Raw genomic sequence first — 26,250 nt, 5'->3', positions numbered from 1 at the left:
GCCCGATGCCGCGCGAGGAGCGGGTGGCCGCGATCGAGCTGGCGATCGCCGAAGCGCTCAAGCCGCGCACCCTGCGGGTGGAGGACGACAGCGCCCGCCACGCCGGGCACGCCGGGGCGCGCGACGGCCGCGGGCACTTCAATGTCGAGGTGGTCAGCGATGCGTTCGAGGGCATGGCACCGCTGGCCCGCCACCGGGCGGTCTATGCGGCGGTCGGCAATCTGATGGAGACCGACATCCATGCGCTCGCGATCGTCGCCCGCACCCCGGACGAGGCGGCACGGCAATGAAGGTCGTCGAAGTCCGCCATCCGCTGGTACAGCACAAGCTCGGGCTCATGCGGCGGGGCGACAACAGCACCAAGACCTTCCGCGAGCTCGCCTCCGAAGTAGCCACGCTGTTGACCTACGAGGCCACCGCCGACCTGGAGACCGAGACGGTGCAGGTCGAGGGCTGGGCGGGACCCGTCGCGATCGAACGCATCAAGGGCCGCAAGATCACGCTCGTCCCGATCCTCCGGGCGGGGCTGGGCATGCTGCCGGGCGTGCTGGAGCTGCTGCCGGCGGCCAAGGTGGGCGTGGTGGGGTTGCAGCGCGACGAGGCCACCCTCGGCGCGGTGACCTACTACGAGAAGCTGGTCGGCAACATGGAAGACCGCATCGCGCTGATCCTCGATCCGATGCTGGCTACCGGCGGAACGCTGATCGCGACGGTCGACATGCTCAAGGCCGCGGGCGCGACCCGCATCAAGGGACTGTTCCTGGTGGCCGCGCCGGAAGGGCTGCGGGCGGTAGAGGCGGTCCATCCGGACCTCGAGATCTACACCGCCTCCATCGACGAGCGGCTCGACGAACGCGGCTATATCCTGCCCGGCCTCGGCGACGCGGGCGACAAGATATTCGGTACCCGGGCCGGGTGACAGGGGACGTCCGGCGAGGGTGCCGGAGCGGCCGCTATACTCGCCTGTGGCTCCGGTTTTCCGGCAGGTACGCGCCTAGTTGAATCAATGGCCTGGCACGTTTTCCTGATCCTTTCCTGCACCAACGGCGGCGCCCCGCGCCCAGAGGTTCCCGCGACGCATGCGTCTGTCCACGATCAAGCTGTCCGGTTTCAAATCCTTCGTCGACCCGACCACGCTCCACCTGCCGACCAACATGACCGGCGTGGTGGGCCCCAATGGCTGCGGCAAGTCCAACATCATCGATGCGGTGCGCTGGGTGATGGGCGAGAGCTCGGCCAGCCGGTTGCGCGGTGACTCGCTGACGGACGTGATCTTTGCCGGCTCATCGGCCCGCAAGCCGGTCTCGCAGGCGATGGTCGAGCTGGTGTTCGACAACTCCGACCACACCATCACCGGCGAGTACGCTTCGTTCAACGAGATCTCTGTCAAGCGCGTGGTCAGCCGCGACGGTGCGAGCCAGTACTACCTCAACGGCGGCAAGTGCCGCCGCCGCGACATCACGGACCTGTTCCTGGGCACCGGCCTCGGCCCGCGCAGCTACTCGATCATCGAGCAGGGCATGATCAGCCAGATCATCGAGGCCCGCCCAGAGGACCTGCGCGTGTACCTGGAGGAGGCTGCCGGTATCTCCAAGTACAAGGAGCGCCGCAAGGAGACCGAGACCCGCATCCGCCACACCCGTGAGAACCTGGACCGCCTGAGCGACCTGCGCGAGGAGGTGGGCAAGCAGCTCGACCACCTCGCCCGCCAGGCCCGCCAGGCCGAGCAGTACCAGGCTATCCAGGCCGAACGCCGGATCAAGGACGCCGAATGGAAGGCGCTAGAGCACCGCGCGCTGGACCGCCGCCTGCAGACGCACCGCGAGAAGCTGGCCCAGCAGGAAACCCGTCTGCAGCAGCTGATCGCCGAGCAGCGCGAGGCCGAGCGCGAGCTGGAGACCGGCCGCGTCCGCCGCGAAGAGGCTGCCGCCGCACTCAACAAGGCGCAGGCGGAAAGCTACGAGGTCGGCGGTGCGCTGGCCCGGATCGAACAGCAGATCCAGCACCAGCGCGAGATGGCGACCCGCCTGCAAAAGGCACGGGACGAGGCGCAGAACCAGCTGGCCGAGATCGCCCAGCACATCGGCAGCGACCAGTCGCGGCTGGACGCGCTCAACGAGGCGATCGAACGCGACGAGCCGCGCCTGGAACAGTTGCGGGCCGAGGACGAAGCGCGGCAGGACACGCTGCACGAGGCGGAGGCGCGCCTGCAGGACTGGCAGCAGCGCTGGGATGGCCACAGCCGCGCCCAATCCGAGGCCGCACGCGCGGCGGACGTCGAGCGCACCCGCATCGAGCACCTCGACCGCCAGGCGATGGATGCCGACCGCCGACGCGAAGCCCTCACCGCCGAGCGCACGGGCCTGGACCTGGACGCCCTGGCGGAGGCGTTCGAAGGGCTGCAGGAGCAGCACGAAACCCAGAAGCTCTCGCTGGACAACCTGACCGAGACGCTGGAGACCCGCAAGTCCGCACTCGGCGAGTTGCAGGAACAGCAACGCTCGACCCAGTCCGAACTGGCCGAGGCGCGCAAGCAGGCGCAGGCTGCACGCGGCCGGCTGTCTTCGCTGGAAACCCTGCAGCATGCGGCGCTGGGCCAGGAGCAGGGGGCCGCGCTGGGTTGGCTGCAGGCGCGGGGCCTTGATTCCGCCGCGCGCGTGGGCGAGAAGCTGGTGGTCGACAGCGGTTGGGAGAATGCCGTCGAGGGTGCACTGGGCCAATTGATCGAGGGCGTGCTGGTCGATGCCCCGGAAACGCTGGTCGATGCCATTGGCGACCTTGGCGACGGGCGCCTGGCGCTGGTCGATGCCAGCGACGAGGCGGCCGACTTCCCGGCCACCTCACTGGCGGCGAAGGTGCGTGGTCCGCTGGCGATCCGTCGCCTGCTGTCGAAGTTGCATGCGGCCGAGGACCTGCCCGCCGCCCGCGGCATGATCGGGCAGCTCGGGGAGGGCGAATCAGTCATCACCCGCGACGGCGAGCGCCTCGGCGCCGGCTGGCTGCAGGTCGTGCGGTCCGGCGCGGCCCAGCAGGGCGCGCTGCTGCGGGAGCGCGAGATCAAGGACCTGCGTGCCGGCATCGAGGACCTGCAGGCCCGCGAGCAGGAGCTGGAGTCGCGCCTGACCCAGCTTCGCGATCGTCTGCTCGCTGCCGAACAGCAGCGCGAGGATGCGCAGCGAACGCTCTACATGGCGCACCGCAGCGTGTCCGAACTGGCCGGCCAGCTGCAGAGCCAGCAGGGCCGCCTCGACTCCGCCCGCGGTCGCATCGAGAAAATCGACGCCGAACTTGCCCAACTTGGCGAGACGCTGGAGGCCGCCCGCGAGCAGTCGCGCGAAGCCCGACAGCGGCAGGAGGAAGCGGTGGCCCGGATGGGCGAGCTGGAGGACACCCGGCAGGCGCTGGACGCCGAGCGCCGGCAGCTTTCCGAAGCCCGCGACCAGGCCCGCAGCATGGCCCGTGAATCGCGCGACGCCGCCCACGCACTGGCCCTGACGCTGGAATCGCAGCGCGCGCAGGTCGCTTCGCTGGCGCAGGCACTTGACCGCATGGGCGGCCAGCGTGGCCAGCTCGATTCACGCCTGGGCGAACTGTCTGCGCAGCTCGCCGAGGGCGACGACCCGGTCGAGCAGCTCGATCAGCAGCGCCAGGCGGCACTGGAGCAGCGCGTACTCAGCGAACAGAAGCTGACCGCGGCCCGCACGGCATTGGACGGCATTGACAACGACCTGCGCCGCTTCGAGCAGGTCCGCCAGCAACGCGACGAACAGGCCCTGGCGCAGCGCGAGGGCATCGGCCAACGACGGCTCGACCAGCAGGCGCTGGTACTCAAGGCCGAGGCACTCGCCGAAGCCGTGGCCGAAGCCGGTTTCGTGCTGCAGGACGTGGTCAACACGCTCACTGACGAGATGGAGCCTGCGGTCTGGGAAAAGGCCGTCAATGACTTCGACGCCAAGCTGCGCAGGCTGGAACCGGTCAACCTGGCGGCGATCGCCGAACATGCCGAGGCGGCGCAGCGCAAGGAATACCTGGACGCGCAGGACACCGACCTGACCTCCGCGCTGGAGACGCTGGAGGACGCCATCCGTCGCATCGACAAGGAAACCCGCGGCCGCTTCAAGGACACCTTCGACCGGGTCAATTCGGGCGTGCAGCAGCTGTACCCAAGGCTGTTCGGCGGCGGCCATGCCTATCTCGAACTCACCGGCGAGGACCTGCTCGACACCGGCGTGGCGATCATGGCGCGCCCGCCCGGCAAGCGCGTGTCCAACATCTCGCTGCTGTCGGGCGGCGAGAAGGCGATGACGGCGGTGGCGCTGGTGTTCGCGATCTTCCAGCTCAACCCCGCACCGTTCTGCCTGCTCGACGAGGTGGATGCGCCGCTGGACGATGCCAACGTCGGCCGGCTCGCGGCGATGGTCAGCGAGATGAGCGAGCAGGTACAGTTCCTGTTCGTCACCCACAACAAGGCGACGATGGAAGTGGCGCAGCAGCTGTCGGGCGTGACCATGCGCGAGCCCGGCGTGAGCCGGCTGGTCTCGGTCGACCTGGCCGAGGCGACGCGCCTGGCCGGTGCGGCCTGACCACCGTCGAACGTCTGAGCGAGGAGTAGCCCAAAGATGTCGGACATGACCCTGTTGCGGATCGGAATCCTGCTGGCCGGCCTGGTGCTGATCGCCGCGATCGTGTTCTTCGGCCGGCCGCGTAAGCCGGGGCAGGGCAAGCGCGTGCCACGCGAAGCCGGTGCGCGCGACCAGCGCCGCGAACCGACCCTGGGCGAGCAGCTCGAAGGTGAACTGGGCGAGGATGGCCGCCCGGTCGGTGAAGCCACCACGCAAGCCGAGTTGGAGCTGTTCGACCGCACGCTGGATTCCGCCTCCGCCGGTTCCGCCAGCAGCGAACTCGGCCGCCGCGCCAGCGACGAGTTCGACAAGATCGTGACCCTGTACCTGGCCGCCCGTGCCGGTGAAAAACTGCACGGCCCGGATATCGTGGTCGCCGCCGAGAAGGCCGGCCTGGTCTACGGCCACATGGGCGTGTTCCACCGCCTGGTCGAGCACCACCCCGAACAGGGGCCGGTGTTCAGCGTCGCCAACATCGTCAAGCCCGGCAGCTTCGACATGGCCAACATCCAGGAGCTGGAAACCCCGGCGATCGCGTTCTTCCTGACCCTGCCGGCGCCGGTGCCGGCTTTGAACGCCTGGGAGACCATGCTGCCCACCGCCGAACGCATGGCCGAGCTGCTGGGCGGGCTGGTGCTGGACGAGCAGCGCAATACCCTGGGTCGGCAGCGCATCGGCCACATCCGCGAGGAGCTGCGTGCCTACGACCGCCAGCGTGAAGCCCCGCCGCTGACCAAACCGGGCCGCTGGTAGGAAGCCACCGCCGGCTTTTGTCCCACGGGACTCCCTGCGGTCGTAGGAGCGGCTTCAGCCGCGACCGTGGAACCGGTGCCGGCGGACCATCATCCGATCGCGGCTGAAGCCGCTCCTACAATGGCCCGCTCCATGGGCCAGCGACAGCCGGGCAACCCCTCGTGACCACCAACCCCGCCACCCGCATCGCCGAACTGCGTCGCCAGCTGGAGGACGCCAACCACCGCTACCACGTGCTCGACGATCCGGCGATCCCCGACGCCGAGTACGACCGGCTGCTGCGCGAACTGGACGAACTCGAAGCCGCCCACCCCGAGTTGCTGACGCCGGACTCCCCGACCCAGCGCGTGGGAGCGGCTCCTTCGGGTGCCTTCGACGAGGTGCGCCACGCGATCCCGATGTTGTCGCTGGGCAATGCCTTTGCCGACGAGGAGGTCGCGGACTTCGTGCGCCGCATCGAGCAGAAGCTCGATCGTCCGGACCCGGTGTTTTCGGCCGAGCCCAAGCTCGACGGCCTGGCCATCAGCCTGCGCTACGAAGCCGGCCGCTTCGTCCAGGGCGCCACCCGCGGCGACGGCGCCAGTGGCGAAGACGTCACCGCCAATCTTCGTACCGTCCGCGCGATCCCGCTGCAGTTGCGGGGCAGCGGTTGGCCGGACGTGCTGGAAGTGCGCGGCGAGGTCTACATGCCGCTGGAGGGCTTCCGCGCATACAACGAACGTGCGCTTGCCGAAGGCGGCAAGGTGCTGGCGAACCCCCGTAACGGCGCTGCGGGATCGCTGCGCCAGTTGGATCCGCGCGTCACCGCACGCCGGCCGCTCGCGTTCTACGCCTACGCCGTTGGGCTGGTCGAGGGTGGCGTGCTGCCGGACAGCCACTCGGCCACGCTCGCGCAGCTGCGCGAATGGGGACTGCCGGTGAGCGCGCAGAGCGAGGTGGTGCAAGGCCTGGAGGGACTGCTTGCCTACTACCGCCGCATCGGCGAATGCCGCGACCGCCTGCCGTTCGACATCGATGGCGTGGTCTACAAGCTCGACGACTACGAGGGCCAGCGCGAGATGGGTTTCGTGTCGCGCGCGCCGAGATGGGCGATCGCCCACAAGTTCCCGGCGCAGGAGCAGACCACCGTCGTCGAATCCATCGAGGTGAATGTCGGCCGCACCGGCGCGGTCACTCCGTGGGTGTTGATGCAGCCGGTGCACGTGGGCGGCGTCACGGTCACCCGGGCGACGTTGCACAACGCCGACCAGGTGGCACGGCTCGACGTGCGCGTCGGCGACACCGTGGTGGTGCGGCGTGCCGGCGACGTCATCCCCGAAGTGGTGCGGGTGCTGCCCGACCAGCGCCGGCCGGGGGCGCCGGAATGGCGCATGCCCGGCCACTGCCCCGTGTGCGGCTCGGAGATCGTGCGCGAGGAGGGCGCGGTCGTCTGGCGCTGCTCCGGCGAACTCACCTGCGCCTCGCAGCGCAAGGAGGCCATCGGGCACTTCGCCTCCCGCCGCGCCATGGATATCGAGGGCCTGGGAGAACGTTTCATCGCCGCACTGTCCGACCTCGATTACGTGCACTCCCCGGCGGACCTCTACCGGCTCACGCTGGACGACCTGCTGGAGATGAAGCAACGCGCTGACGCCCCGAAGGAAGTCCCCTTGGGGGATGAACGGGACGGGTCCACGCCTGAAACCGCGAAGGCCGGCAAGATTGCCACGCGCTGGGCGGAGAACCTGATCGAGGCGATCGACCGGAGCCGCGCCACGACGCTGGAGCGGTTCCTCTACGCGCTGGGCATCCAGCATGTGGGCGAGTCGACGGCCAAGGCCCTGGCCTCGTGGTTTGGCGATCTGGAGCTGATCCGCCGGCTGCCGTGGCCGATGTTCAAGCGCGTGCCGGACATCGGTGGCGAGGTCGCACGGGCGATCGGCCATTTCCTCGACCAGCCCGGCAACCAGCAGGTGATCGACGACCTGCTCGCACGCGGCGTCACGATCACCGATGCCCACGCACCGTCCGCGAAGCTGCGCGAGGAACTCGGCATGGCGACGCTGCTGGTCGACCTGGAGATCCCGAAGATCACCCGGATCCGCGCGGAACAACTGGCCACCGCCTTCCCCGAAGGCGAGAAGCTGCTGACGGCACCCGAGCACGCGTTCGTCACTGCCGGACTGCCTGCGGACACTGCCTCGGCACTGACGGCGTGGCTGCAGGGTGCCGCGAACGCGAAGCTGCTGCTCGCTTCGTCCGAAGCGCTGGCGCGGCTGGAAGAGCGGATTCCGCGAGCCGAAGATGTCCGGGTCGGCCCGCTCGAGGGGCAGACCGTGGTGCTGACCGGCACCCTGGCCTCCATGACCCGCGACGACGCCAAGGCGCGGCTGGAAGCACTGGGGGCCAAGGCGGCCGGCAGTGTGTCCGGCAAGACCAGCTTCCTCGTTGCCGGCGAAGCCGCCGGGTCGAAACTGGCCAAGGCCGAGTCGCTGGGCGTGGATATCTGGGACGAGGCGCGCCTGCTGGCATTCCTGGCCCGACACGAATGACCGACCACGACACCACCCCTGTAGGAGCGGCTTCAGCCGCGACCGTGGACCCGGTACGCGCGGCCGATCATCCGATCGCGGCTGAAGCCGCTCCTACAACCGCACGGAACCCAGCAAAAACAACAGTCGGGAAGCGCCGATGACCACTGACTGGACGCCCTCCGCCAGCTTCGACGCCCTGCGCCTGCGCGCAGCGCTGAATGCGAGCATCCGCAGCTTCTTCGCGCAGCGGCACGTGACCGAGGTCGAAACCCCTGTGCTGTCGATGGCCGGGAACACCGAACCGAACATCGCGCCGTTCGCGCTGCAGTTCAGTGGTCGCACCGACGGAGCTCCGCGTACGCGCTGGCTGCGCACCTCGCCCGAATACCCGCTCAAGCGCCTGCTCGCCGCCGGCTTCGGCGATTGCTACGAGTTGGGCCGGGTGTTCCGTGACGGCGAGGCCGGCGGCCGCCACAACCCCGAGTTCACCATGCTCGAGTGGTATCGCCTGGGTTGGGACCACCGGCAACTGGTGGGCGAGACCGCGGAACTGATCAACCGTGCGCTGTCGCTGGTCGGGCGGCACGTGCCTCTGGTGCAGGTCAGCTACCGCGATCTCTACCACCACCGCCTCGGGCTCGATCCATTCCTGGCCCCGGACGAGGCGTTGCGCAATGCGCTGGGCGACGTCGCCATCGACCCGGAAGGGCTGGTGCGCGACGACTGGCTGGACCTGTTGATGACCCACCGCCTGCAGCCCGCCTTCGGAACCGATCACCTGCTGTCGGTGCACGACTGGCCGGCCACCCAGTGCGCGCTGGCCCGCCTGCGCGACGAACCGGACGGCACCACTGTCGCCGAGCGGTTCGAACTTTATCTTGGGCCGCTGGAGTTGGCCAACGGCTACCACGAGCTGGCGGACGCGGCCGAGCAGGGCGGGCGGTTCGATCGTGACCGGACCGTGCGCGAGCGCCGCGGCGACATCGTGCCGCCACGTGACGCGCGCCTGTTGGCGGCGCTCTCCGCGGGCCTGCCGGAGTGTGCCGGCGTAGCACTGGGTATCGATCGCCTGCTGATGGCGATGCTGGATACCGACCGTATTGCCGACGTGCTCGCATTCGACTTCGCCCGCAGCTAAAGGGACCGACCTTCTGTAGGAGCGACGTAAGTCGCGACCGGCCTCTCCGGAGCCCGGCGGTCGCGACTTACGTCGCTCCTACAAAACCGAGTGCTGCCCGATGCATCGCCTCGTCTAGAATCGGTGGATGACCGAGACCTTCGATTTCGACCGCTACGACCGCATCCGTCCCATCCGCTGGACCGGCGATGCGCTGGAACTGCTCGACCAGCGCAAGCTGCCGTTCGAGGTCGAGTACGTGCGCTGTCCCACCAGTGAATCGGTGGCCGAGGCGATCGGCGCGCTGACCGTCCGCGGGGCACCGGCGATCGGCATCGCCGCCGCCTGGGGCCTGGTGCTGGCGGCGCGGAACGTCGAGGCTGATGACGGTGTCGAAGCGGCCGCGTTGCTCGCGCCCGCGATCGCCCACCTGAACGCCGCCCGGCCGACGGCGGTCAACCTGGCGTGGGCGCTTGCGCGTATGCGCCGGGTGCTGCTGGCGGCGTCCTCGGATTGGCGGGATGTGCTGGAGCGCGAAGCGCGGTTGATCTCGGAAGAAGACCTTGCCGCCAACCGCCGGATGGGTGCCCTCGGTGCGGCCCTGATCGAGCCCGGCAGCAACGTCCTCACTCACTGCAACACCGGTTCGCTCGCCACGGCGGGGTTCGGCACCGCGCTGGGCGTGATCCGTGCGGGTGTCGCGCAAGGCCGCATCAACGAAGTGTTCGCGGGCGAGACGCGGCCCTGGCTCCAGGGCGCCCGCCTGACCGTGTGGGAACTGCAGCAGGACGGCATCGCACCGACGCTCATCGCCGATGCGGCGGCGTCCCACCTGATGAAGTCGGGCAAGGTGCAGTGGGTGGTGGTGGGCGCTGACCGCATCTGCGCCAACGGCGATACCGCCAACAAGATCGGCACCTACCAGCTCGCCATCGCCGCGCGGCACCATGGAGTGAAGTTCATGGTGGCCGCGCCGGCGTCGACAGTGGACATGGAGACGCCTTCGGGTGACTCGATCCACATCGAGGAGCGCGATCCGGGTGAGCTTTTCGGCATCGGCAGCGTGCGCACCGCGGCCATGGAGATCGGCGCCTGGAACCCGGTCTTCGACGTCACCCCGCACGATCTCATCGACGCGATCGTGACCGAGCGGGGCATCATCGAGCATCCGGATGAATCCGCAATGCGCGCCGCATTCGGCGGGTAATCCCCGGGTCGCGGTAAAACAACGATAAGTCCTTGATTCGGCGCGATATTCGGGGGCGCGTCAGCCCCTGTTTCGTGCTATCATTTCACGTCGTTTTCATCTGTCCGGCGCAGGCCGTGGCGGACCCGTGCAGGCCGCTGCTTGCGCGCCGGTCCCGTCCCTTGCCCCGGCGGTGTCGAACCTGCAAACAACGGAAGCCCGATGTCCGATCTCGCCAAGGAAATCATCCCGGTCAACCTCGAAGACGAGATGCGTCGCAGCTACCTCGATTACGCCATGAGCGTGATCGTGGGCCGCGCGCTCCCCGACGTGAGGGACGGACTCAAGCCGGTGCACCGCCGCGTGCTGTACGCGATGAACGAGCTGGGCGCCCACAGCAACAAGCCCTACTACAAATCCGCGCGAATCGTCGGTGACGTGATCGGTAAGTACCATCCGCACGGCGACCAGTCGGTGTACGACACCCTGGTGCGCATGGCGCAGCCGTTCTCGCTGCGCTACATGCTGGTGGACGGCCAGGGCAACTTCGGTTCGGTCGACGGCGACTCCGCCGCGGCCATGCGTTACACCGAAGCGCGAATGTCCAAGCTCACCCACGAGCTGATGGCGGACATCGACAAGGAAACCGTCGATTTCCAGCCGAACTACGACGAGAAGGAACTTGAGCCGTCGGTCATGCCGACGCGCGTGCCGAACCTGCTCATCAACGGCTCCGCCGGCATCGCGGTGGGCATGGCGACCAACATCCCGCCGCACAACCTGACCGAGATCGTCGATGCCACCATCGCGCTGATCGACGATCCGCAGATCAGCATCGACGGGCTGATGGAGTACGTGCCGGGCCCCGACTTCCCGACCGCCGGCATCATCAACGGCACCTCCGGCATCGTCAGCGCGTACCACACCGGCCGCGGCCGGGTGCGCATGCGCGCGCGGGCCGAGGTCGAGGTGGCCGACAATGGCCGCGAGGCGATTGCCGTCACCGAGATCCCGTACCAGGTGAACAAGGCACGGCTGATCGAGAAGATCGCCGAGCTGGTGAAGGAAAAGAAGATCGAAGGCATCAGCGAGCTGCGTGACGAGTCCGACAAGGACGGCATGCGCATCTACATCGAGGTCAAGCGCGGGGATTCGGCCGAAGTCGTGCTGAACAACCTCTACCAGCAGACCCAGATGGAATCGGTGTTCGGCATCAACATGGTGGCGCTGGTGGACGGCCGGCCGCAGTTGCTGAACATCAAGCAGGTGCTCGAGGCGTTCGTGCGCCATCGCCGCGAGGTCGTCACCCGCCGCACCATCTTCGACCTGCGCAAGGCGCGCCAGCGCGCCCACGTGCTGGAAGGCCTGACGGTCGCGCTGGCCAACATCGACGAGATGATCGAGCTGATCAAGACCTCGGCGAACCCGAACGAAGCCCGCGAGCGCATGCTCGGCAAGACCTGGGAGCCGGGGCTGGTGGGCGCGCTGCTGGAAGCTGCCGGCGCCGAAGCTTCGCGTCCGGAGGACCTGCCCAGGGGCGTGGGACTGGTGGACGGTCGTTACCAGCTCACCGAGCACCAGGCCCAGCAGATCCTGGAGATGCGCCTTCACCGCCTGACCGGGCTGGAGCAGGAAAAGCTCACCGACGAATACAAGCAGTTGCTGGACGTCATCCGGGGCCTGATCGAGATCCTGGAGGATCCTAACGTGCTGCTGGACGTCATCCGCACCGAGCTGCGCAACGTGCGCGAAGAGTTCGGCGACGAGCGTCGCAGCGAGATCCGGCAGAGCGAGGAAGACCTCGACATCCTCGACCTCATCGCGCCGGAGGATGTCGTCGTGACCCTGTCTCACTCCGGCTACGCCAAGCGCCAGCCGGTCAGCAGCTATCGGGCTCAAAAGCGCGGTGGCCGTGGTCGCAATGCCGCGAGCACCAAGGACGAGGATTTCATCGACAGCCTGTGGCTGGTCAACACCCACGACACGCTGCTGACGTTCACCAGCGCCGGGCGCGTGTTCTGGCTGCCGGTGCACCAGTTGCCCGATGCCGGTCCCAATGCACGCGGCAGGCCGATCATCAACTGGATCCCGCTCGAAGCCGGGGAGCAGGTCCAGGCCGTGGTGCCGGTGCGTGAGTACACCGAGGACCGGTACGTATTCTTCGCCACCCGCAAGGGAACGGTGAAGAAGACGCCACTGACCGAATACGCCTATCGCCTGCAGCGCGGCAAGATCGCGATCAAGCTGGACGAGGATGACGCGCTGGTCAACGTCGAAGTGACCAACGGCCAGTGCGACATCATGCTGTTCGCCAGCAATGGCAAGGCCGTGCGGTTCAGCGAAGAGGCCGTGCGCTCGATGGGCCGCACCGCCACCGGCGTCCGCGGCATCCGCCTGGGTGAGGGTGAGCACGTGGTGAGCCTGATCACCGTCGAGGGCGATGGCGACATCCTCACCGCCAGCCAGCGTGGTTACGGCAAGCGCACGCCGCTTGCGGAGTACCCGCGCAAGGGTCGCGGCACCCAGGGCGTGCTGGCGATCAAGACGAGCGAGCGCAACGGCCCGCTGGTGGGCGCCATCCAGCTCAGCGAGCACCATGAAGTGCTGTTGATCTCCGACGGCGGCACGCTGGTACGCACCCGCGCTTCGGAGATCTCGCAGGTCAGCCGGAACACCCAGGGCGTGACCCTGATGCGGCTGGCGCCGGACGAGAGCCTGCAGGCCGTCGAGCGCCTGGACGCTTCGCTGGACGACGACCTCGCGGACGAGGGCGAAGAGGAAGGCGGCGTGGCAGCGGATACGACGCCCGCCATCGTCCAGCAGGATGAGCAGGGTCCGGCCCCGGAGCCCGCGCAGTAGCCTGGACCGTCCGTCCACCGGAATTAAAAACGCCACCTTCGGGTGGCGTTCTTCTTGACCGACGGCCCATCGGCCGGCCGTCAGTCCAGTTGCGACAACACGTGTTCGGCCGAGGATACGCGGTATTCGCCCGGTGCCTCGACGTGCAACTGCCGGACCACGCCGTTCTCGGCGTACAGGGCGAAGCGCTTGGCGCGCGTGCCCATGCCATAGCTGCTGGCATCGATCTCCAGGCCAAGGGCGCGGGTGAACTCGGCATTGCCGTCGGCGAGCATCATCAGCCCGTCCGGCACTTCCTGGCTTTCACCCCAGGCCTGCATCACGAACGGGTCGTTGACGGACATGCAGGCGACGTCGATGCCCTTGTCGCGGAACTGCGGGTAGTGCTCGACGAAGCTGGGCAGGTGGCGCTCCGAGCAGGTCGGGGTGAAAGCCCCGGGCACGGCGAAGATGACGACCTTGCGGTCGCCGAACAGGCTCTTGGTATCGACGGTTTCAACGCCATCGCGGATGCGTTGCAGGGGTACTTCGGGCAGGGGGTCTCCGACCTGGATGCTCATTGGTTTCTCCTGTGGGAAGGCGCAGTCTAGGGGGCGCGGCTAAACTTTTCGTCAACGCGGCCGGCGAGTGCGTCTTGTACCTCCGCCACGCGCCCATACTTTTTTCCATCGCCATGTTCGATGGCTGGAAACAGCAGAGCCATGCCGCAAGGCCGGCATGATCGGAGCGACCTATGCAGTTCAAGGACTACTACGAAACGCTTGGCGTGGAGGCCAGCGCCGGCGACGCGGAGATCAAGACCGCCTACCGCCGCCTCGCGCGCAAGTTCCATCCCGACGTCAGCAAGGAGCCTGAGGCCGAAGAGAAATTCAAGGCCGTGAACGAGGCCTATGAAGCCCTGCGCGATCCGCAGAAGCGCAAGGCCTACGACCAGCTGCGTGCGCGTGGCTATCGCCCGGGCGACGATGTGCAGCCACCGCCGGGTGGGTTCGGTGATCCGGGGGCGGGCGGTGTCGACTTCGAGGAGATCTTCGCGGGGGGCGGTGCCGGCGGGGGGTTCAGCGACTTCTTCGAGACCCTGTTCGGCCGCGGGCGCGGAGGCCCTGCCGGGCCCGGCGGATTCGGGCCGCAGCCGGGCGCGCGCACCCGTGCCGACACCCGCGCCAAGTTGGCCATCCCGCTCGAGACCGTCTATTCCGGCGACACGGTGCGCATCGGTGTCGACGGCAAGACCTTGCAGGTCCGTGTTCCGAAGGGGATACGGGAAGGACAGGCCATCCGCCTTGCGGGGCAGGGCGCCACCGGCGGCGATCTGTTGCTGGAGATCGAATACGCGGCGCACCCCCGGTTCGAGGTTGATGGGCGCAACGTGATCCACGTGCTGCCGGTGGCGCCTTGGGAGGCGGCCCTGGGGGCGTCGATCAGTGTGCCGACGCTGGGTGGGCCGGTGGAGTTGAAGATCCCGGCCGGATCCGAGGCTGGACGCAAGCTTCGGCTGCGGGGGCGGGGGCTGCCGGGCAAGCCGGCCGATGGTGACCAGATCGTTGAGCTCGAGGTACTGGCGCCGACGCCACAGAACGACGCCCAGAAAAAGGCGTACGAGACGATGAAGGATGCATTCGGGGCTGGCTGGCGCCGTGCCTGACGCCGCCCGGGATCAGCCGGGCAGCAGTTGGCCGATGATCTCGGCCAGTTCGGCCTCGTTGAACGGCTTCGTGATGTAGGCTTTCGCGCCCTGGCGCATGCCCCAGACCCGGTCGGTGTCCTGGTCCTTGGTGGTCACCAGCACTACCGGGATATGGCGGGTGGTTTCCTCGCGGCAGATCGAGCGGGTGGCCTGGAACCCGTTGAGGTTGGGCATCACCACGTCCATCAGGATCAGGTCGGGAAGCTCGCGCTTGGCCGCTTCGACGCCCGCGGCACCGTCTTCGGCGGTCAGCGCCTCATGCCCGAGCTTGTCGACGATGCGTCGAATGCCCATGAGTTGCGACGGCGAATCGTCGACGATAAGGATACGCGCCATGTGTTTTCCCCAGGAGATCGGGATCGATTGTAGCGGCGCCGGGCGGCGCCGCAAATGTTTCAGACCCTGACCAGGGTCCTGCCGAGGGATCCGCCCGCCAGCATGCCGTTGAAAATCCCCGGGAGTTCGTCCAGCCCCGCCTCGCGGGTGCAGATGCGATCGAGGTGGGCGGGCTTCCAGTCGCTTGCGAGCCGGCGCCAGATTTCGTCACGGATGTCACGCGCGGTGCCGGCGGAGGCGACGCCCAGCAGGGAGACGCCACGGATGATGAACGGCATCACGGTGGCATCGAGTGCCGGGGAGGCCGCCAGGCCGGCGCTGGCGACGTTGCCATAGGGCGCCGTCTGCGCGAGCAGGCTGGTCAGCATCGGCCCGCCGACGTTGTCCAGGCCACCACCGAAGCGGGTCGATTCCATCGGGCGTGTGGTCGACAGCGCATCCCGGTCCAGTACCTGGCTGGCGCCGATCGATTTGAGGTAACCATGCTGGTCGGCCTTGCCGCTGATGGCATGCACTTCAAAGCCGGCGCGGCTGAAGATGTCCAGCGCCAGCGAACCGACTCCACCGGAGGCGCCCGTGACCGCGAGCGGGCCAAGCGCCGGTGACTGCCGGTTGTCCAGCAACCGGTAGAGCGCGAGCGCGGCGGTGAAGCCGGCCGTGCCCAGGATCATGGCTTCGCGCAGGTCGAGGCCGGCCGGCAGGGGCACCGCCCACTTGGCTTCCAGCCGCGCATATTCGCTGTAGCCGCCGTCGCGGGTTTCGCTCAGGCCACAACCGGTCACCACCACCGGGTCGCCTTCACGGAATCCGGGATCGCTCGACCTGACGACATGGCCGGCGACGTCGATGCCACCGACCAGCGGGAACCGGCGCAGGATCTTGCCCTTCCCGGTGCCGGCAAGGGCGTCCTTGAAGTTGACGGAGGAGTAGGCGGTCCTGATCACCACTTCCCCGGGAGAGAGGTCCTCCAGCGACACCTGCTCCAGGCCGCTGCGGTAGCCGGCGTCGTCGTTGTGGATCCGGAATGCGGTGAATCTCGCGGGTACGGTCATGTCGGCGCTCCTGCGTGGGGTATGGTCAACGCGTTGCGGCGTGCTTCTCGGCCAGCCACTTGGATGCTTCCGCCGGTGTGTAGTCACGCATCCAGCGCAGCATCGATTCCGGGTCGTCGCCGTGCCAGAGGTCGCGGCGCTGGTCGGCATGCAGGAAGCGCTCGCCGACCATCCGGTCCATCATCGCCACCAACGGTTCGAAGAAGCCTTGAACGTCCAGGAACGCGCACGGCTTGTCGCCGATCCCGAGCTGGCGCCAGGTGAGCATCTCGAACATCTCGTCGAGGGTGCCGAACCCACCTGGCAGGGCGATGAAGCCATCGGACAGGTCGAACATACGGCGCTTGCGTTCGTGCATGGTGGAGACGACCTCGAGCCGGGTGACACCGGCGTGGGCCACCTCAAGCTGCACCAGTTGCTCGGGAATGACACCGATCACTTCGCCGCCGGCCGCCAGCGCCGCGTCGGCCACCGTCCCCATCAGGCCGACCTTGCCCCCGCCGAACACGACGGCAATGCCGGCCTCGGCCAGCATCCGGCCGACACGGGCGGCGGTTTCGGTGTAGACCGGCCGGCTGCCGGGGTTGGAACCGCAATAGACGGCGACTGAACGCATCGGGTGTTTCCTCCGGGACAACGAACGACGGCGCACCGGGGTGCGCCGTCGTCGGTGGGGCCTCGTGGCGGATCAGTTCGCCTTGTGAATGGCCCGCTTGTCGACCGCCATGGCGGCGTCGTGGATGGCCTCCGACAGGGTCGGATGGGCGTGGCAGATGCGCGCCAGGTCGTCGGCCGAACCCTTGAACTCCATGGTCAGCACGCCTTCGTGGACCAGTTCGGAGACGCCGACGCCCACCAGGTGCAGGCCGAGTACGCGATCCGTCTCCGCGTGCGCGATGACCTTGACGAATCCGGCCGGCTCGCCCATTGCGACGGCACGACCGATCGCGGCGAACGGGAAGCTGCCGGTCTTGTACGGGGTACCTTCTTCCTTGAGCTGCTGTTCGGTCTGGCCGACCCAGGCGATCTCCGGTTCGGTGTAGATGACCCACGGCACGGTATCGAGGTTGACGTGGCCCGGCAGGCCGGCGATCAGCTCGGCCACGGCGATGCCTTCCTCGAAACCCTTGTGGGCCAGCATCGGGCCGCGCACGCAGTCGCCGACCGCCCAGACCCCATCGACGCCGGTGTGGCAGTGCTCGTCGACCTCGATGCGGCCACGGTCGTCCAGCTTCACGCCGGTGCCGTCCGCAAGCAGGCCTTTGCTCGCGGCCTTGCGACCAACGGCGACCAGCAGCTTGTCGACGACCATCGACTGCTCACCATCCTTGTCGGAATAGGTGAGGTGGACTTCCTTCGACTTGCCCTTGGACTTGACCTCGGCCTTGCTGACCTTGGCGCCCAGCTTGATGTCCAGACCCTGCTTCTTGAATTCCTTGGCGGCGGTCTTCGCGACCTCGGCGTCGGCGGTGGCCAGGAACTCCGGCATCGCCTCCAGGATGGTGACCTCGGCGCCCAGCCGCTTCCACACGCTGCCCAGCTCCAGTCCGATCACGCCGGCGCCGATCACGCCCAGGCGCTTGGGCACCTCGGTGAAGTCCAGCGCGCCGACGTTGTCGACGACGGTGTCACCGTCGAACTTCGCGAACGGCAGCTCGATCGAGTCCGAACCGGCGGCGATGACGACGTTGGTGCCCTTGAGCTCGACTTCGCTGCCGTCGTGCTGCTTGACCTTGACCACGTTGCCCTTGTGCAGGGTGCCGAAGCCGTAGAACGGGGAGACCTTGTTTGCCTTGAACAGCATCGCGATGCCGCCGGTGAACTGCTTCACGATCTTGTCCTTGCGCCCGACCATCTGGCCGACATCCATCTTCGCGTCCTTGAAGCTGATGCCGTGGTCGCCGAACAGGTGGCCCATGTTCCAGAACTGGCGCGAGGAGTCGAGCAGCGCCTTGGACGGGATGCAGCCCACGCGCAGGCAGGTGCCGCCCAAGGCCGGCTTGCCATCCTTGCCGAGCGCCGCGTCGATGCAGGCGGTCTTCAGGCCCAGCTGGGCGGCGCGGATCGCGGCGTGGTAGCCGGCGGGACCGGCACCGATCACGACGACGTCGAAGTTCTGCTGTTCGCTCATTTCAATGATCCTCTATTACATGCCCAGCAGCATGCGGTGCGGGTTCTCGAGCTGGTTCTTGATGTCGACCAGGAACAGCACCGCGTCCTTGCCGTCGATGATGCGGTGGTCGTAGCTCAGCGCGATGTACATCATCGGGGCAGCGACGACCTGGCCGTTCTCGACGATGGCGCGCTCCTTGATGGCATGCATGCCCAGGATGGCGGACTGCGGCGGATTGATGATCGGCGTGGAGAACAGCGAGCCGAAGGTGCCGCCATTGGTGATGGTGAAGGTGCCGCCCTGCAGGTCCTCGAGCTTCAGGCCACCCTCGCGCGCGGCGCGGGCGTAGCCGTCGATCGCCTGCTCGACCTCGGCAAAGCTCATCGACTCGGCATTGCGCAGCACCGGCGTGACCAGGCCCTTGTCGGTGGAGACCGCGATCGAGATGTCGGCGTAGCCGTGGTAGATGATGTCCTTCCCGTCGACCGAGGCGTTGACCAGCGGGTAACGCTGCAGCGCGTTGGCCGCAGCCTTGACGAAGAAGCTCATGAAGCCGAGCTTGATGCCGTAGGCCTTCTGGAACGCCTCGCCCTGAGCCTTGCGCATGTCCATGACGGCCTTCATGTTGACCTCGTTGGAGGAGGTCAGCATGGCGGTGGAGTTCTTGGACTCCATCAGGCGCTCGGCGATACGCGCGCGCATGCGGGTCATCGGCACGCGCTCTTCCGGGCGCGCCCCGCCAGCCTTGCCGGCGCCGGCGTTCTTCGCGTAGTTGAGCAGGTCTTCCTTGGTCACCGCGCCGCGACGGCCGGTGCCTTCGACATTGGACGGGTCGATGCCTTCCTTGTTGGCGGTGAACCGCGCACCCGGGGGAAGCTCGTCACCCTTGGAGGACCTGTCGCCCGACGAGGACTTCGAGGCCGGCTTCGGCGCCTCTTCCTTCTTCGGCTGGACCGGCTTGGCCTCGGCCGTGGCCGCTTCGTCGTTCTTCTTGTCGGCCTTCTTGCCGGCGTCGTTGCCACCCTTGTCGGACGCCGTGGCGCCGGCCTCGACGATCGCCAGCACCTGGTCGCTGGTCACGGTGTCGCCGGACTGGAACTTGATCTCCTTCAGCACGCCGTCCACGGGGGAGGGCACTTCGAGGACGACCTTGTCGGTCTCCAGGTCGACCAGGTTCTCGTCGCGGCTCACGGCATCGCCAGCCTTCTTGTGCCAGGTCGCGATGGTGGCGTCGGAAACGGATTCGGGCAGGACCGGAACTTTGATCTCGGTGCTCATGGGGCTGGCATCCTGGAAGAATTTGGGAGGTGGGGCGGGAGGGTCTGGGGGCGGGCCATCACTCGGGGCTTTCTTCGCCGCGTAGCGGATTGACCAGGGCATCGGCGACCAGTTGGGTCTGTTCGGCGACATGGTCGGCGAAATGCCCGGCGGCCGGTGAAGGCGAACGGGCGCGGCCCGCGTAGTGCAGTGTCTGCTTCGGCGCCAGGCAGGCCGTGAGGTGGTGCCTGATCTGGTACCACGCGCCCTGGTTCTGCGGCTCTTCCTGGCACCAGACCACGTCGGCCGCAGCGCTGTAACGCTTCAGCTCCTTCCTGAGTTGCTCGCGCGGGAACGGATAGAGCTGTTCCACTCGCAACACGGCGACGTCGCTGGCCTCGCGCTTGGCGATGTCCTCGACGAGGTCGTAGTAGACCTTGCCCGAACACAGCACCACGCGCTTGGCCTTCTTCACGTCCGCCTTCGGATCGGGGATCAGCTCCTGGAAGCCGCCGCCGGACAGCTCGTCCAGGCTGGAGACCGCCAGCTTGTGGCGCAACAGGGACTTCGGGGTCATCACCACCAGCGGCTTGCGGGTGGCCATGTGCATCTGCCGGCGGATCATGTGGTACGCCTGCGCCGGCGTGGTGGGCACGCAGACGATCATGTTGTCGAGCGCGCACAACTGCAGGAACCGCTCGAGCCTTGCCGAGCTGTGCTCCGGCCCCTGGCCTTCATAGCCGTGCGGCAGGAGCAGGACCAGGCCACACAGGCGGCCCCACTTGGCCTCCCCGGACGACAGGAACTGGTCGATCACCACCTGGGCGCCGTTGGCGAAGTCGCCGAACTGGGCTTCCCAGATGTCGAGCGTCATCGGATCGGCGGTGGAGTAGCCGTACTCGAACGCCATGACCGCTTCCTCGCTGAGCAGCGAGTCGATGATGGTCAGGTCGGTCGGGTTCTTCACCAGCTGCCGCAGTGGCAGGTAATAGTCGTCCGTGGCCTGGTCGTGCAGGATCGCGTGGCGGTGGAAGAAGGTGCCGCGACCGCTGTCCTGGCCGACCAGGCGCAGCTTGTATCCCTCGCTCAGCAGGCTTGCGTAGGCGAGGTTCTCGGCGAAGCCCCAGTCCCCCGGCAGCTCGCCGGCCGCCATCTTGCGGCGGTCGTCGTAGATCTTGCCGACCCGTGCGTGCAACTTGACCTCGTCGGGAATGGCATTGATCGCGGAAGCCAGCTCATCGAGTGTCCCGCGGCCAATCTTCGTATCGACCGGGTCCGACAGCTTGCCGGCGAGGAACTGCGACCAGTCGACGGTGAATTCGTCGGGCTTCACTTCGGCCATCTCGATGGCCACTTCGCCGGCGTCGAGCTTGTCGCGATACGCGTCCGACATCGCCTTGACTTCGTCGTCGGTCAGCGTGCCTTCCGCAACCAGCCGCTGCGCGTAGAGATCGCGCGGGGTCTTGTGCTTGCGGATGACCTGGTACATCAGCGGCTGGGTTGCTGCCGGTTCGTCGGCCTCGTTGTGGCCATGGCGGCGGTAGCAGACCAGGTCGATGACCACGTCCTTGCCGAAGGTGTTGCGGAAGTCCAGCGCCAGCTCGGCGCAGAACACGACGGCTTCCGGATCGTCGCCATTCACGTGCAGCACCGGTGCGCCGACCATCTTGGCCACGTCGGTGCAATACAGGATGGAGCGCGCGTCCTGGCGTTCGCTGGTGGTGAAGCCGACCTGGTTGTTGATGACGATGTGCACGGTGCCGCCGACGGCGAAGCCGCGCGCCTGCGACATCTGCAGCAGCTCCATCACCACGCCCTGGCCTGCAAAGGCCGCGTCGCCGTGCATCAGCACCGGCAGGACCTGCTTGCGACCCTCGTCGCCACGCCGCGTCTGGCGCGAACGCACCGAGCCGGCGACCACCGGGTCGACGATCTCGAGGTGGGACGGGTTGAACGCGAGCGCCAGGTGCACCGGACCGCCCGGTGTCGCGACGTCGGCGGAGAAACCCATGTGGTACTTGACGTCGCCGGTGTGGGCGAGGTCGTGGTGGATGTGCTCGAACTTGCCCTCGAACTCGTCGAACAGGTGCCGCGGCGGCTTGCCGAGCGTGTTGACCAGCACGTTGAGGCGGCCGCGGTGGGCCATGCCGATGACAACATCCTGCACGCCATGTTCGCCGGCGCGGCGGATGGTGGTGTCCATCAGCGGGATCAGCGCGTCGCCACCTTCGAGCGAGAAGCGCTTCTGGCCGACGTACTTGGTGCCGAGGTAGCGCTCCAGCCCCTCCGCGGCGGTCAGGCGCTCGAGGATGCGCTTCTTCTGGTCGCTGCTGCGGCCGTACTTGCCGCCGGCCTTCTCCAGGCGCTCGTAGATCCAGCGTCGCTGGCCGGCATCGGTGATGTGCATGAACTCGGCGCCGATCGAGCCGGTGTAGGTCGCCTTGAGCAGGGCGAGCAGGTCGCCGAGCTTCATGCGGTCATTGCCGCCGACGCCGCCGGTGCTGAATTCGGTGCCCAGGTCGTTGCCGGACAGGCCGTGGAAGCCCAGGTCCAGGTCCGGCGCCGATGGCATCTCCAGCAGGCCGAGCGGATCCAGGTTGGCGCCCAGGTGGCCGCGCGAACGGTAGGCGGTGATCAGCTTGCCGACGAAGCGCTCGCGCTCGTCTCCACCGCTGCCGCTGCCCTGGCCCGGGGCGACGCGTCCGGCGTGCCGGGCGGCTTCGATGATGGTGCCGATGACCGCCGAGTGCGGGACATCCCCCGCTTCGCGACCCTCCAGCCCATCGAAGTAGGACTTCCACTTCGGCCCGACGCTGTCGGGGTCGACCAGGTACTGCTCGTACAGGTCTTCGATATAGGCGGCGTTGGAGCCGAGCTGGGAGGACTGGGAGAAGTGCTTCAGGAGACTGTCCACGATGGCATCGGGAAACTCAAAGGGAGGGTTTGATGCCGGAACTGCCCGGTGGCGCGGCTATTCAGGCGACCAAGACCCCGAATTATGCCGGAGCGGGGAGGGCGCGGCCAGCGAAAGCGCGCGAAAAACACTGCGTTCCGCCCCGGAAGGCGAAAAAGTGCGACCACGGGTTCGCGCCCGTTCAGGCAGGCGACCCGTTGCCGGATCAGATCTGCAATGCGCGGTATTCGGTGATGGGGCGGGCGCGCTCCCATACCGGCTCGAAGGCGGATCGCAACTGGCGTGCCCGGGCAGGCGCGTCGAGCCGGGTCTCGCCGTCGAAGCGGTGGCCGAGCTTGCGGAAATAATGGCCGCCACGATCGTTCACGATGTAGGCGGAGGGATAGGCGCGGTCCACCGGTTCCTCCACCGCTCGGAAGGCGAACGCACTGGAGAGGCGCTGCCCCAGGGCGATCAACGGCGACAGTGCGCGTTGCGGGGTGGCCGGATCCTGCACCAGCAACCTGACCTCGCCACGGTCGATGGCGAAACGCCGCAGCGCAGCCACCACCTCCGGGACGTCGAGCAGGCCGGGATCGAGTTCGCGGCTGTAGATGTCGAGTTCCCGCCGGGCCAGTGCGATGACGCCCAGTGTCGCCGCGATGGCGGCGTCGCGGGTCTCCACCGGGTTCAGCGCGTCCGGCAGCAGCCGCATGGCCTGGTGCTCGATGCCCGCCTCGTCGAAACGCTCGCCCTCGGGAAGGAAGCCGTGGCGGGCGTAGAAGCCGATCGCGCTCGCCTGCGCATGCAGCGAGACCTCCAGCCAGCCAAGCTCTCTGGCTTTCGCCAGCAGCGCCTCGAGCAGGGCATCGCCGACACCGCGTCCTCGCCAATCGGCGAGCACGGCCATCCGGCCGATCGTGCGTTTCGGCGTGAGGCGGCCGGTTCCGATCGGCTGGCCGCCAGCATCGCGCGCGATGAAGTGGTGGCACAGCGGGTCGAGCTCGTCCCACTCCATCTCCTGCGGGACCTTCTGTTCCTGCACGAATACCGTCTCGCGCACCTGGCGCAGTTCGGGCAGGCCGCTTTCGTATTCGACTGCGCTGATGGTGAAGCCTGGCGTGGTGCCCATTGAATCCCTCCCGTTGCAGGCTGCGTGGCAGTTACCCGCCGCCCTCTGCGTCCCCGTCCGCGGCACCGGCCGCGCCCGTCGACAGATGGTAGTGCCCACGGCGGAGCAGGTCGTAGACCTGGTCGCGGCCGCTTTCGGACAGTCGGCCGTAGTCTCCGCCGTCCAGGGTTGGAGCATTTGCCAGGCGCCGTGCGTCGCGCAGTGCCAGCGGATACTCCTGCCCGTTGACGTAAAGACGGGCGCCGCGGCCGGAGCGACGCCAGGCCATGCGGGAGTACGGGTGCCGCTGCAGGCGCCCGCCCTGCTGGAGCTCCCATTCGACCTCGATGCGGGAAAGCGGCGGAGTGCCGGTGGCATCCTCCGGTGCCATCACCTCCCCGGCGTTCCGGTAGAGCGTGATGAAACGGCCGAACCAGTCGCCCAGGCGCTCGGGGTCGTCCATGCGCAGCAGGTCCAGCGCTTCGGTTACCCGGGCCATGGCCGCAGGATCGATTTCGGCAGGGTCCGCCGCGGGCGAAAGGTCGGGATCGCGGTAGCGAAGCGATTCGTCGGCATCGGCCGCCAGCGTGTCGACCAGGTCGCCCAGCAGCTCCGCCGCCGAAGGCGCGCGCATGCCTACCGAAAAGGTGAGGCAGGCATCCTCGGCGACGCCGTGGTGGGGCACGCCCGGTGGCAGGTAGAGCATGTCGCCGGGCCCGAGCACCCAGTCATGGGTCGGCGTGAAATCTTTCAGCAGCTTGAGTTCGACATCGTCGCGGAACTCCAGCGGCGGCGACGGGCCGTCATCGATCTGCCAGCGGCGCCGGCCCACGCCCTGCAGCAGGAAGACGTCGTACTGATCGACATGGGCGCCCACCGAGCCACCGGGCGCGGCGAACGACACCATGACGTCGTCGATCCGCCAGCGGGGCAGGAAGTCGAACCGGTCGAGTATCGCGGCGACATCCGCGTCCCACTTGTCGACGTCCTGTACCAGCAGGGTCCAGTCGTGGTCGGGCATGCCCGGGAACATCTCCTCCGGGAATGGCCCCTGCCGGACCATCCACCGGTCCGCGGCCGGCTCATGGGCGACGATGCGCGAGAGGGTGCCTTCCTCGCAGGCCAGTCCCGCCAGGTCCTCCGGTTCGAGTGGTGACTGGAAGCCGGGGAATGGGTTGCGGATCAGCAGCGGGCGCTTCTGCCAGTAATCGCGAAGGAAGTCGGCCGCGGGCATGCCCAGCGGCCTGTCGGCCGAGCCCTCGACCTCCGTCGGCAGGGTGGGGGACGGCCGGCGCCTGCGCGGAGTCATCGTCAGATGCCGCGGGCGAGTGCTTCGGCCTTGCCTGTGTAGCTGCCCGGCGTCATCGCCAGCAGCCGCTGCCGGGCGTCGGCGGGCAGGTCCAGGCTTTCGATGAAGGTCCGCATCGACTGTTCGTTGATGCCCTGGCCGCGGGTCAGCGCCTTGAGTTGTTCGTACGGGTTAGGCAATCCATGACGGCGCATGACCGTCTGCACGGCCTCCGCCAGCACTTCCCACGACGCGTCGAGATCGGCCGCCAACCGCTCCGGATTCACCGAGAGCTTGCCCAGCCCGCGCAGCAGGGCGTCGTAGCCGATCAGCGCGTGGCCGAACGCGGTGCCCAAGGCGCGCAGCACCGTCGAGTCGGTCAGGTCGCGCTGCCAGCGGCTGATCGGGAGCTTGCTGGCGAAGTGCCCGAACAGCGCGTTGGCGATGCCGAAGTTGCCCTCGGCGTTCTCGAAATCGATCGGATTGACCTTGTGCGGCATGGTCGAGCTGCCGACCTCGCCGGCCTTGACCGCCTGCTTGAAGTAGCCCAGCGAGATGTAGCCCCAGATGTCGCGGCACAGGTCGATCGCCACGGTATCGATGCGTGCCTGTGCGTCACACACTTCGGCGATGCCGTCGTGCGGCTCGATCTGGGTGGTGTAGGGCTGCCAGTCCAGTCCGAGCGACTCGACGAAGCGGCGGGAGAATCCGGCCCAGTCGATGTCGGGGTAGGCCGCCATGTGCGCGTTGTAGTTGCCCACGGCGCCATTGATCTTGCCGGGCATCGGCGCGGCGGCGAAGGTCTCGCGCTGGCGACGAAGCCGGGCTACGACGTTGGCCAGCTCCTTGCCCACGGTGGTGGGGGAGGCGGTCTGGCCGTGGGTGCGCGACAGCATCGGCAGCGCCGCGTGTTCCCGCGCCATGCCGGCCAGCACGTCGATCAGCTGCTCCAGGCGTGGCAGCAGGACCTCGCGGCGGGCCTGGCTGAGCATCAACGAATAGCTCAGGTTATTGATGTCCTCGGAGGTGCAGGCGAAGTGCACGAACTCCAGCGCGGGGCCAAGCTCTGCGTCATCCTTGAGGCGCTCCTTGATCAGGTACTCCACCGCCTTGACGTCGTGGTTGGTGGTGCGCTCGATCTCCTTGACCCGGGCGGCGTCCTCCACCGACAGGCCGTCGGCCAACGCACGCAGACGTGAAACCGCTGCATCGGAGAACGGCGCCAGCTCCTCGATGCCCGGCTCGGCGGCCAGCGCCAGCAGCCACTCGACTTCGACCTTCACCCGGGCCTTGATCAGCCCGAACTCCGAGAAGATCGGTCGCAGCGCATCGACCTTGGCGGCATAGCGGCCATCGAGCGGGGACAGGGCGAGCAGCTGGTAATCGGCGTTGGCGGGCATCGTGGCGGGGCGTGGGGAGCGGCCGGCCATTCTAGCGCGGCGGCACTGCCGGGCGACGGCGTG

Annotated in this window: 19 protein-coding genes; 9 read left to right on the top strand and 10 right to left on the bottom strand. The window is 67.8% G+C overall.

The genetic code is table 11. The features are described from left to right. Positions 1–5 precede the first annotated feature (5 nt). The 8 genes from B5D37_RS02170 to gyrA all read left to right on the top strand — a co-directional run bounded on the left by B5D37_RS02170 (position 6) and on the right by gyrA (position 13,050). Entirely contained in the window at positions 6–290 is a 285-nt protein-coding gene (locus B5D37_RS02170) for a BolA family protein (RefSeq protein WP_143814128.1), read from the top strand. After that, positions 287–919: a uracil phosphoribosyltransferase gene (gene upp, locus B5D37_RS02165; protein ID WP_078757044.1), complete on the top strand. Its 633-nt coding sequence runs from the start codon at positions 287–289 to the stop codon at positions 917–919. Before B5D37_RS02170 ends, upp begins: the two co-directional genes overlap by 4 nt. 160 nt (positions 920–1,079) lie before the next feature. Next, the gene (smc, locus tag B5D37_RS02160) at positions 1,080–4,583 is read left to right on the top strand and encodes a chromosome segregation protein SMC (protein ID WP_078757043.1); all 3,504 of its coding nucleotides are present in this window, start codon (positions 1,080–1,082) and stop codon (positions 4,581–4,583) included. Positions 4,584–4,619: 36 nt separating this feature from the next. Next, the gene (zipA, locus tag B5D37_RS02155; RefSeq protein WP_078757042.1) at positions 4,620–5,375 is read left to right on the top strand and encodes a cell division protein ZipA; all 756 of its coding nucleotides are present in this window, start codon (positions 4,620–4,622) and stop codon (positions 5,373–5,375) included. Positions 5,376–5,536: 161 nt separating this feature from the next. Beyond that, positions 5,537–7,906, top strand: coding sequence for an NAD-dependent DNA ligase LigA (ligA, locus tag B5D37_RS02150; protein WP_078757041.1), 2,370 nt, complete (start codon positions 5,537–5,539; stop codon positions 7,904–7,906). 139 nt (positions 7,907–8,045) lie between these two features. After that, the gene (gene epmA / locus B5D37_RS02145) at positions 8,046–9,026 is read left to right on the top strand and encodes an EF-P lysine aminoacylase EpmA (protein ID WP_078757040.1); all 981 of its coding nucleotides are present in this window, start codon (positions 8,046–8,048) and stop codon (positions 9,024–9,026) included. 127 nt (positions 9,027–9,153) lie between these two features. Next, complete coding sequence (gene mtnA / locus B5D37_RS02140; RefSeq protein ID WP_078757039.1) at positions 9,154–10,212, top strand: S-methyl-5-thioribose-1-phosphate isomerase; 1,059 nt, start codon at positions 9,154–9,156, stop codon at positions 10,210–10,212. A gap of 201 nt (positions 10,213–10,413) precedes the next feature. Beyond that, positions 10,414–13,050 carry a DNA gyrase subunit A gene (gyrA, locus tag B5D37_RS02135; protein ID WP_078757038.1) on the top strand — a complete coding sequence of 879 codons (2,637 nt, stop codon included), beginning with the start codon at positions 10,414–10,416 and terminating at the stop codon, positions 13,048–13,050. Positions 13,051–13,130: 80 nt separating this feature from the next. Here gyrA and B5D37_RS02130 read toward each other — a convergent pair whose 3' ends face one another. Then, positions 13,131–13,610 (bottom strand): peroxiredoxin, encoded by a 480-nt coding sequence (locus tag B5D37_RS02130; RefSeq protein WP_078757037.1) that lies wholly within the window; start codon positions 13,608–13,610, stop codon positions 13,131–13,133. A 173-nt stretch (positions 13,611–13,783) separates the two neighbouring features. Here B5D37_RS02130 and B5D37_RS02125 point away from each other — a divergent pair, with 173 nt between their 5' ends. Continuing rightward, positions 13,784–14,695, top strand: coding sequence for a DnaJ C-terminal domain-containing protein (locus B5D37_RS02125; RefSeq protein WP_078757036.1), 912 nt, complete (start codon positions 13,784–13,786; stop codon positions 14,693–14,695). Between the two features lie 12 nt (positions 14,696–14,707). Here B5D37_RS02125 and B5D37_RS02120 read toward each other — a convergent pair whose 3' ends face one another. The 9 genes from B5D37_RS02120 to purB all read right to left on the bottom strand — a co-directional run bounded on the left by B5D37_RS02120 (position 14,708) and on the right by purB (position 26,187). Next, positions 14,708–15,073, bottom strand: a complete 366-nt coding sequence (locus tag B5D37_RS02120) for a response regulator (protein WP_078757035.1) — start codon at positions 15,071–15,073, stop codon at positions 14,708–14,710. Positions 15,074–15,132: 59 nt separating this feature from the next. Beyond that, positions 15,133–16,125 carry an oxidoreductase gene (locus B5D37_RS02115; RefSeq protein ID WP_078757034.1) on the bottom strand — a complete coding sequence of 331 codons (993 nt, stop codon included), beginning with the start codon at positions 16,123–16,125 and terminating at the stop codon, positions 15,133–15,135. A 25-nt stretch (positions 16,126–16,150) separates the two neighbouring features. Then, entirely contained in the window at positions 16,151–16,741 is a 591-nt protein-coding gene (locus B5D37_RS02110; protein ID WP_078757033.1) for an LOG family protein, read from the bottom strand. A gap of 72 nt (positions 16,742–16,813) precedes the next feature. Further along, a complete protein-coding gene (gene lpdA / locus B5D37_RS02105) occupies positions 16,814–18,256 on the bottom strand; it encodes a dihydrolipoyl dehydrogenase (RefSeq protein ID WP_078757032.1) in 1,443 nt (480 codons plus the stop codon). Between the two features lie 15 nt (positions 18,257–18,271). Beyond that, entirely contained in the window at positions 18,272–19,516 is a 1,245-nt protein-coding gene (sucB, locus tag B5D37_RS02100; RefSeq protein WP_078757031.1) for a dihydrolipoyllysine-residue succinyltransferase, read from the bottom strand. Between the two features lie 58 nt (positions 19,517–19,574). Then, positions 19,575–22,409, bottom strand: a complete 2,835-nt coding sequence (locus B5D37_RS02095) for a 2-oxoglutarate dehydrogenase E1 component (protein ID WP_078757030.1) — start codon at positions 22,407–22,409, stop codon at positions 19,575–19,577. A 205-nt stretch (positions 22,410–22,614) separates the two neighbouring features. Beyond that, on the bottom strand, positions 22,615–23,520 hold the full coding sequence (locus B5D37_RS02090) for a GNAT family N-acetyltransferase (RefSeq protein WP_078757029.1): 906 nt from the start codon (positions 23,518–23,520) through the stop codon (positions 22,615–22,617). A gap of 31 nt (positions 23,521–23,551) precedes the next feature. Further along, positions 23,552–24,808, bottom strand: a complete 1,257-nt coding sequence (locus B5D37_RS02085) for a ribosomal protein uL16 3-hydroxylase (protein ID WP_078757028.1) — start codon at positions 24,806–24,808, stop codon at positions 23,552–23,554. A gap of 2 nt (positions 24,809–24,810) precedes the next feature. Next, positions 24,811–26,187, bottom strand: coding sequence for an adenylosuccinate lyase (gene purB / locus B5D37_RS02080; protein ID WP_078757027.1), 1,377 nt, complete (start codon positions 26,185–26,187; stop codon positions 24,811–24,813). Positions 26,188–26,250 lie beyond the last annotated feature (63 nt).

The organism is Lysobacter spongiicola DSM 21749, from assembly GCF_900167055.1.
Lineage (GTDB): Bacteria > Pseudomonadota > Gammaproteobacteria > Xanthomonadales > Xanthomonadaceae > Novilysobacter > Novilysobacter spongiicola.
The sequence above is the reverse complement of the archived record's forward strand: the minus strand, read 5'-3'. Positions and strand labels throughout refer to the sequence as shown.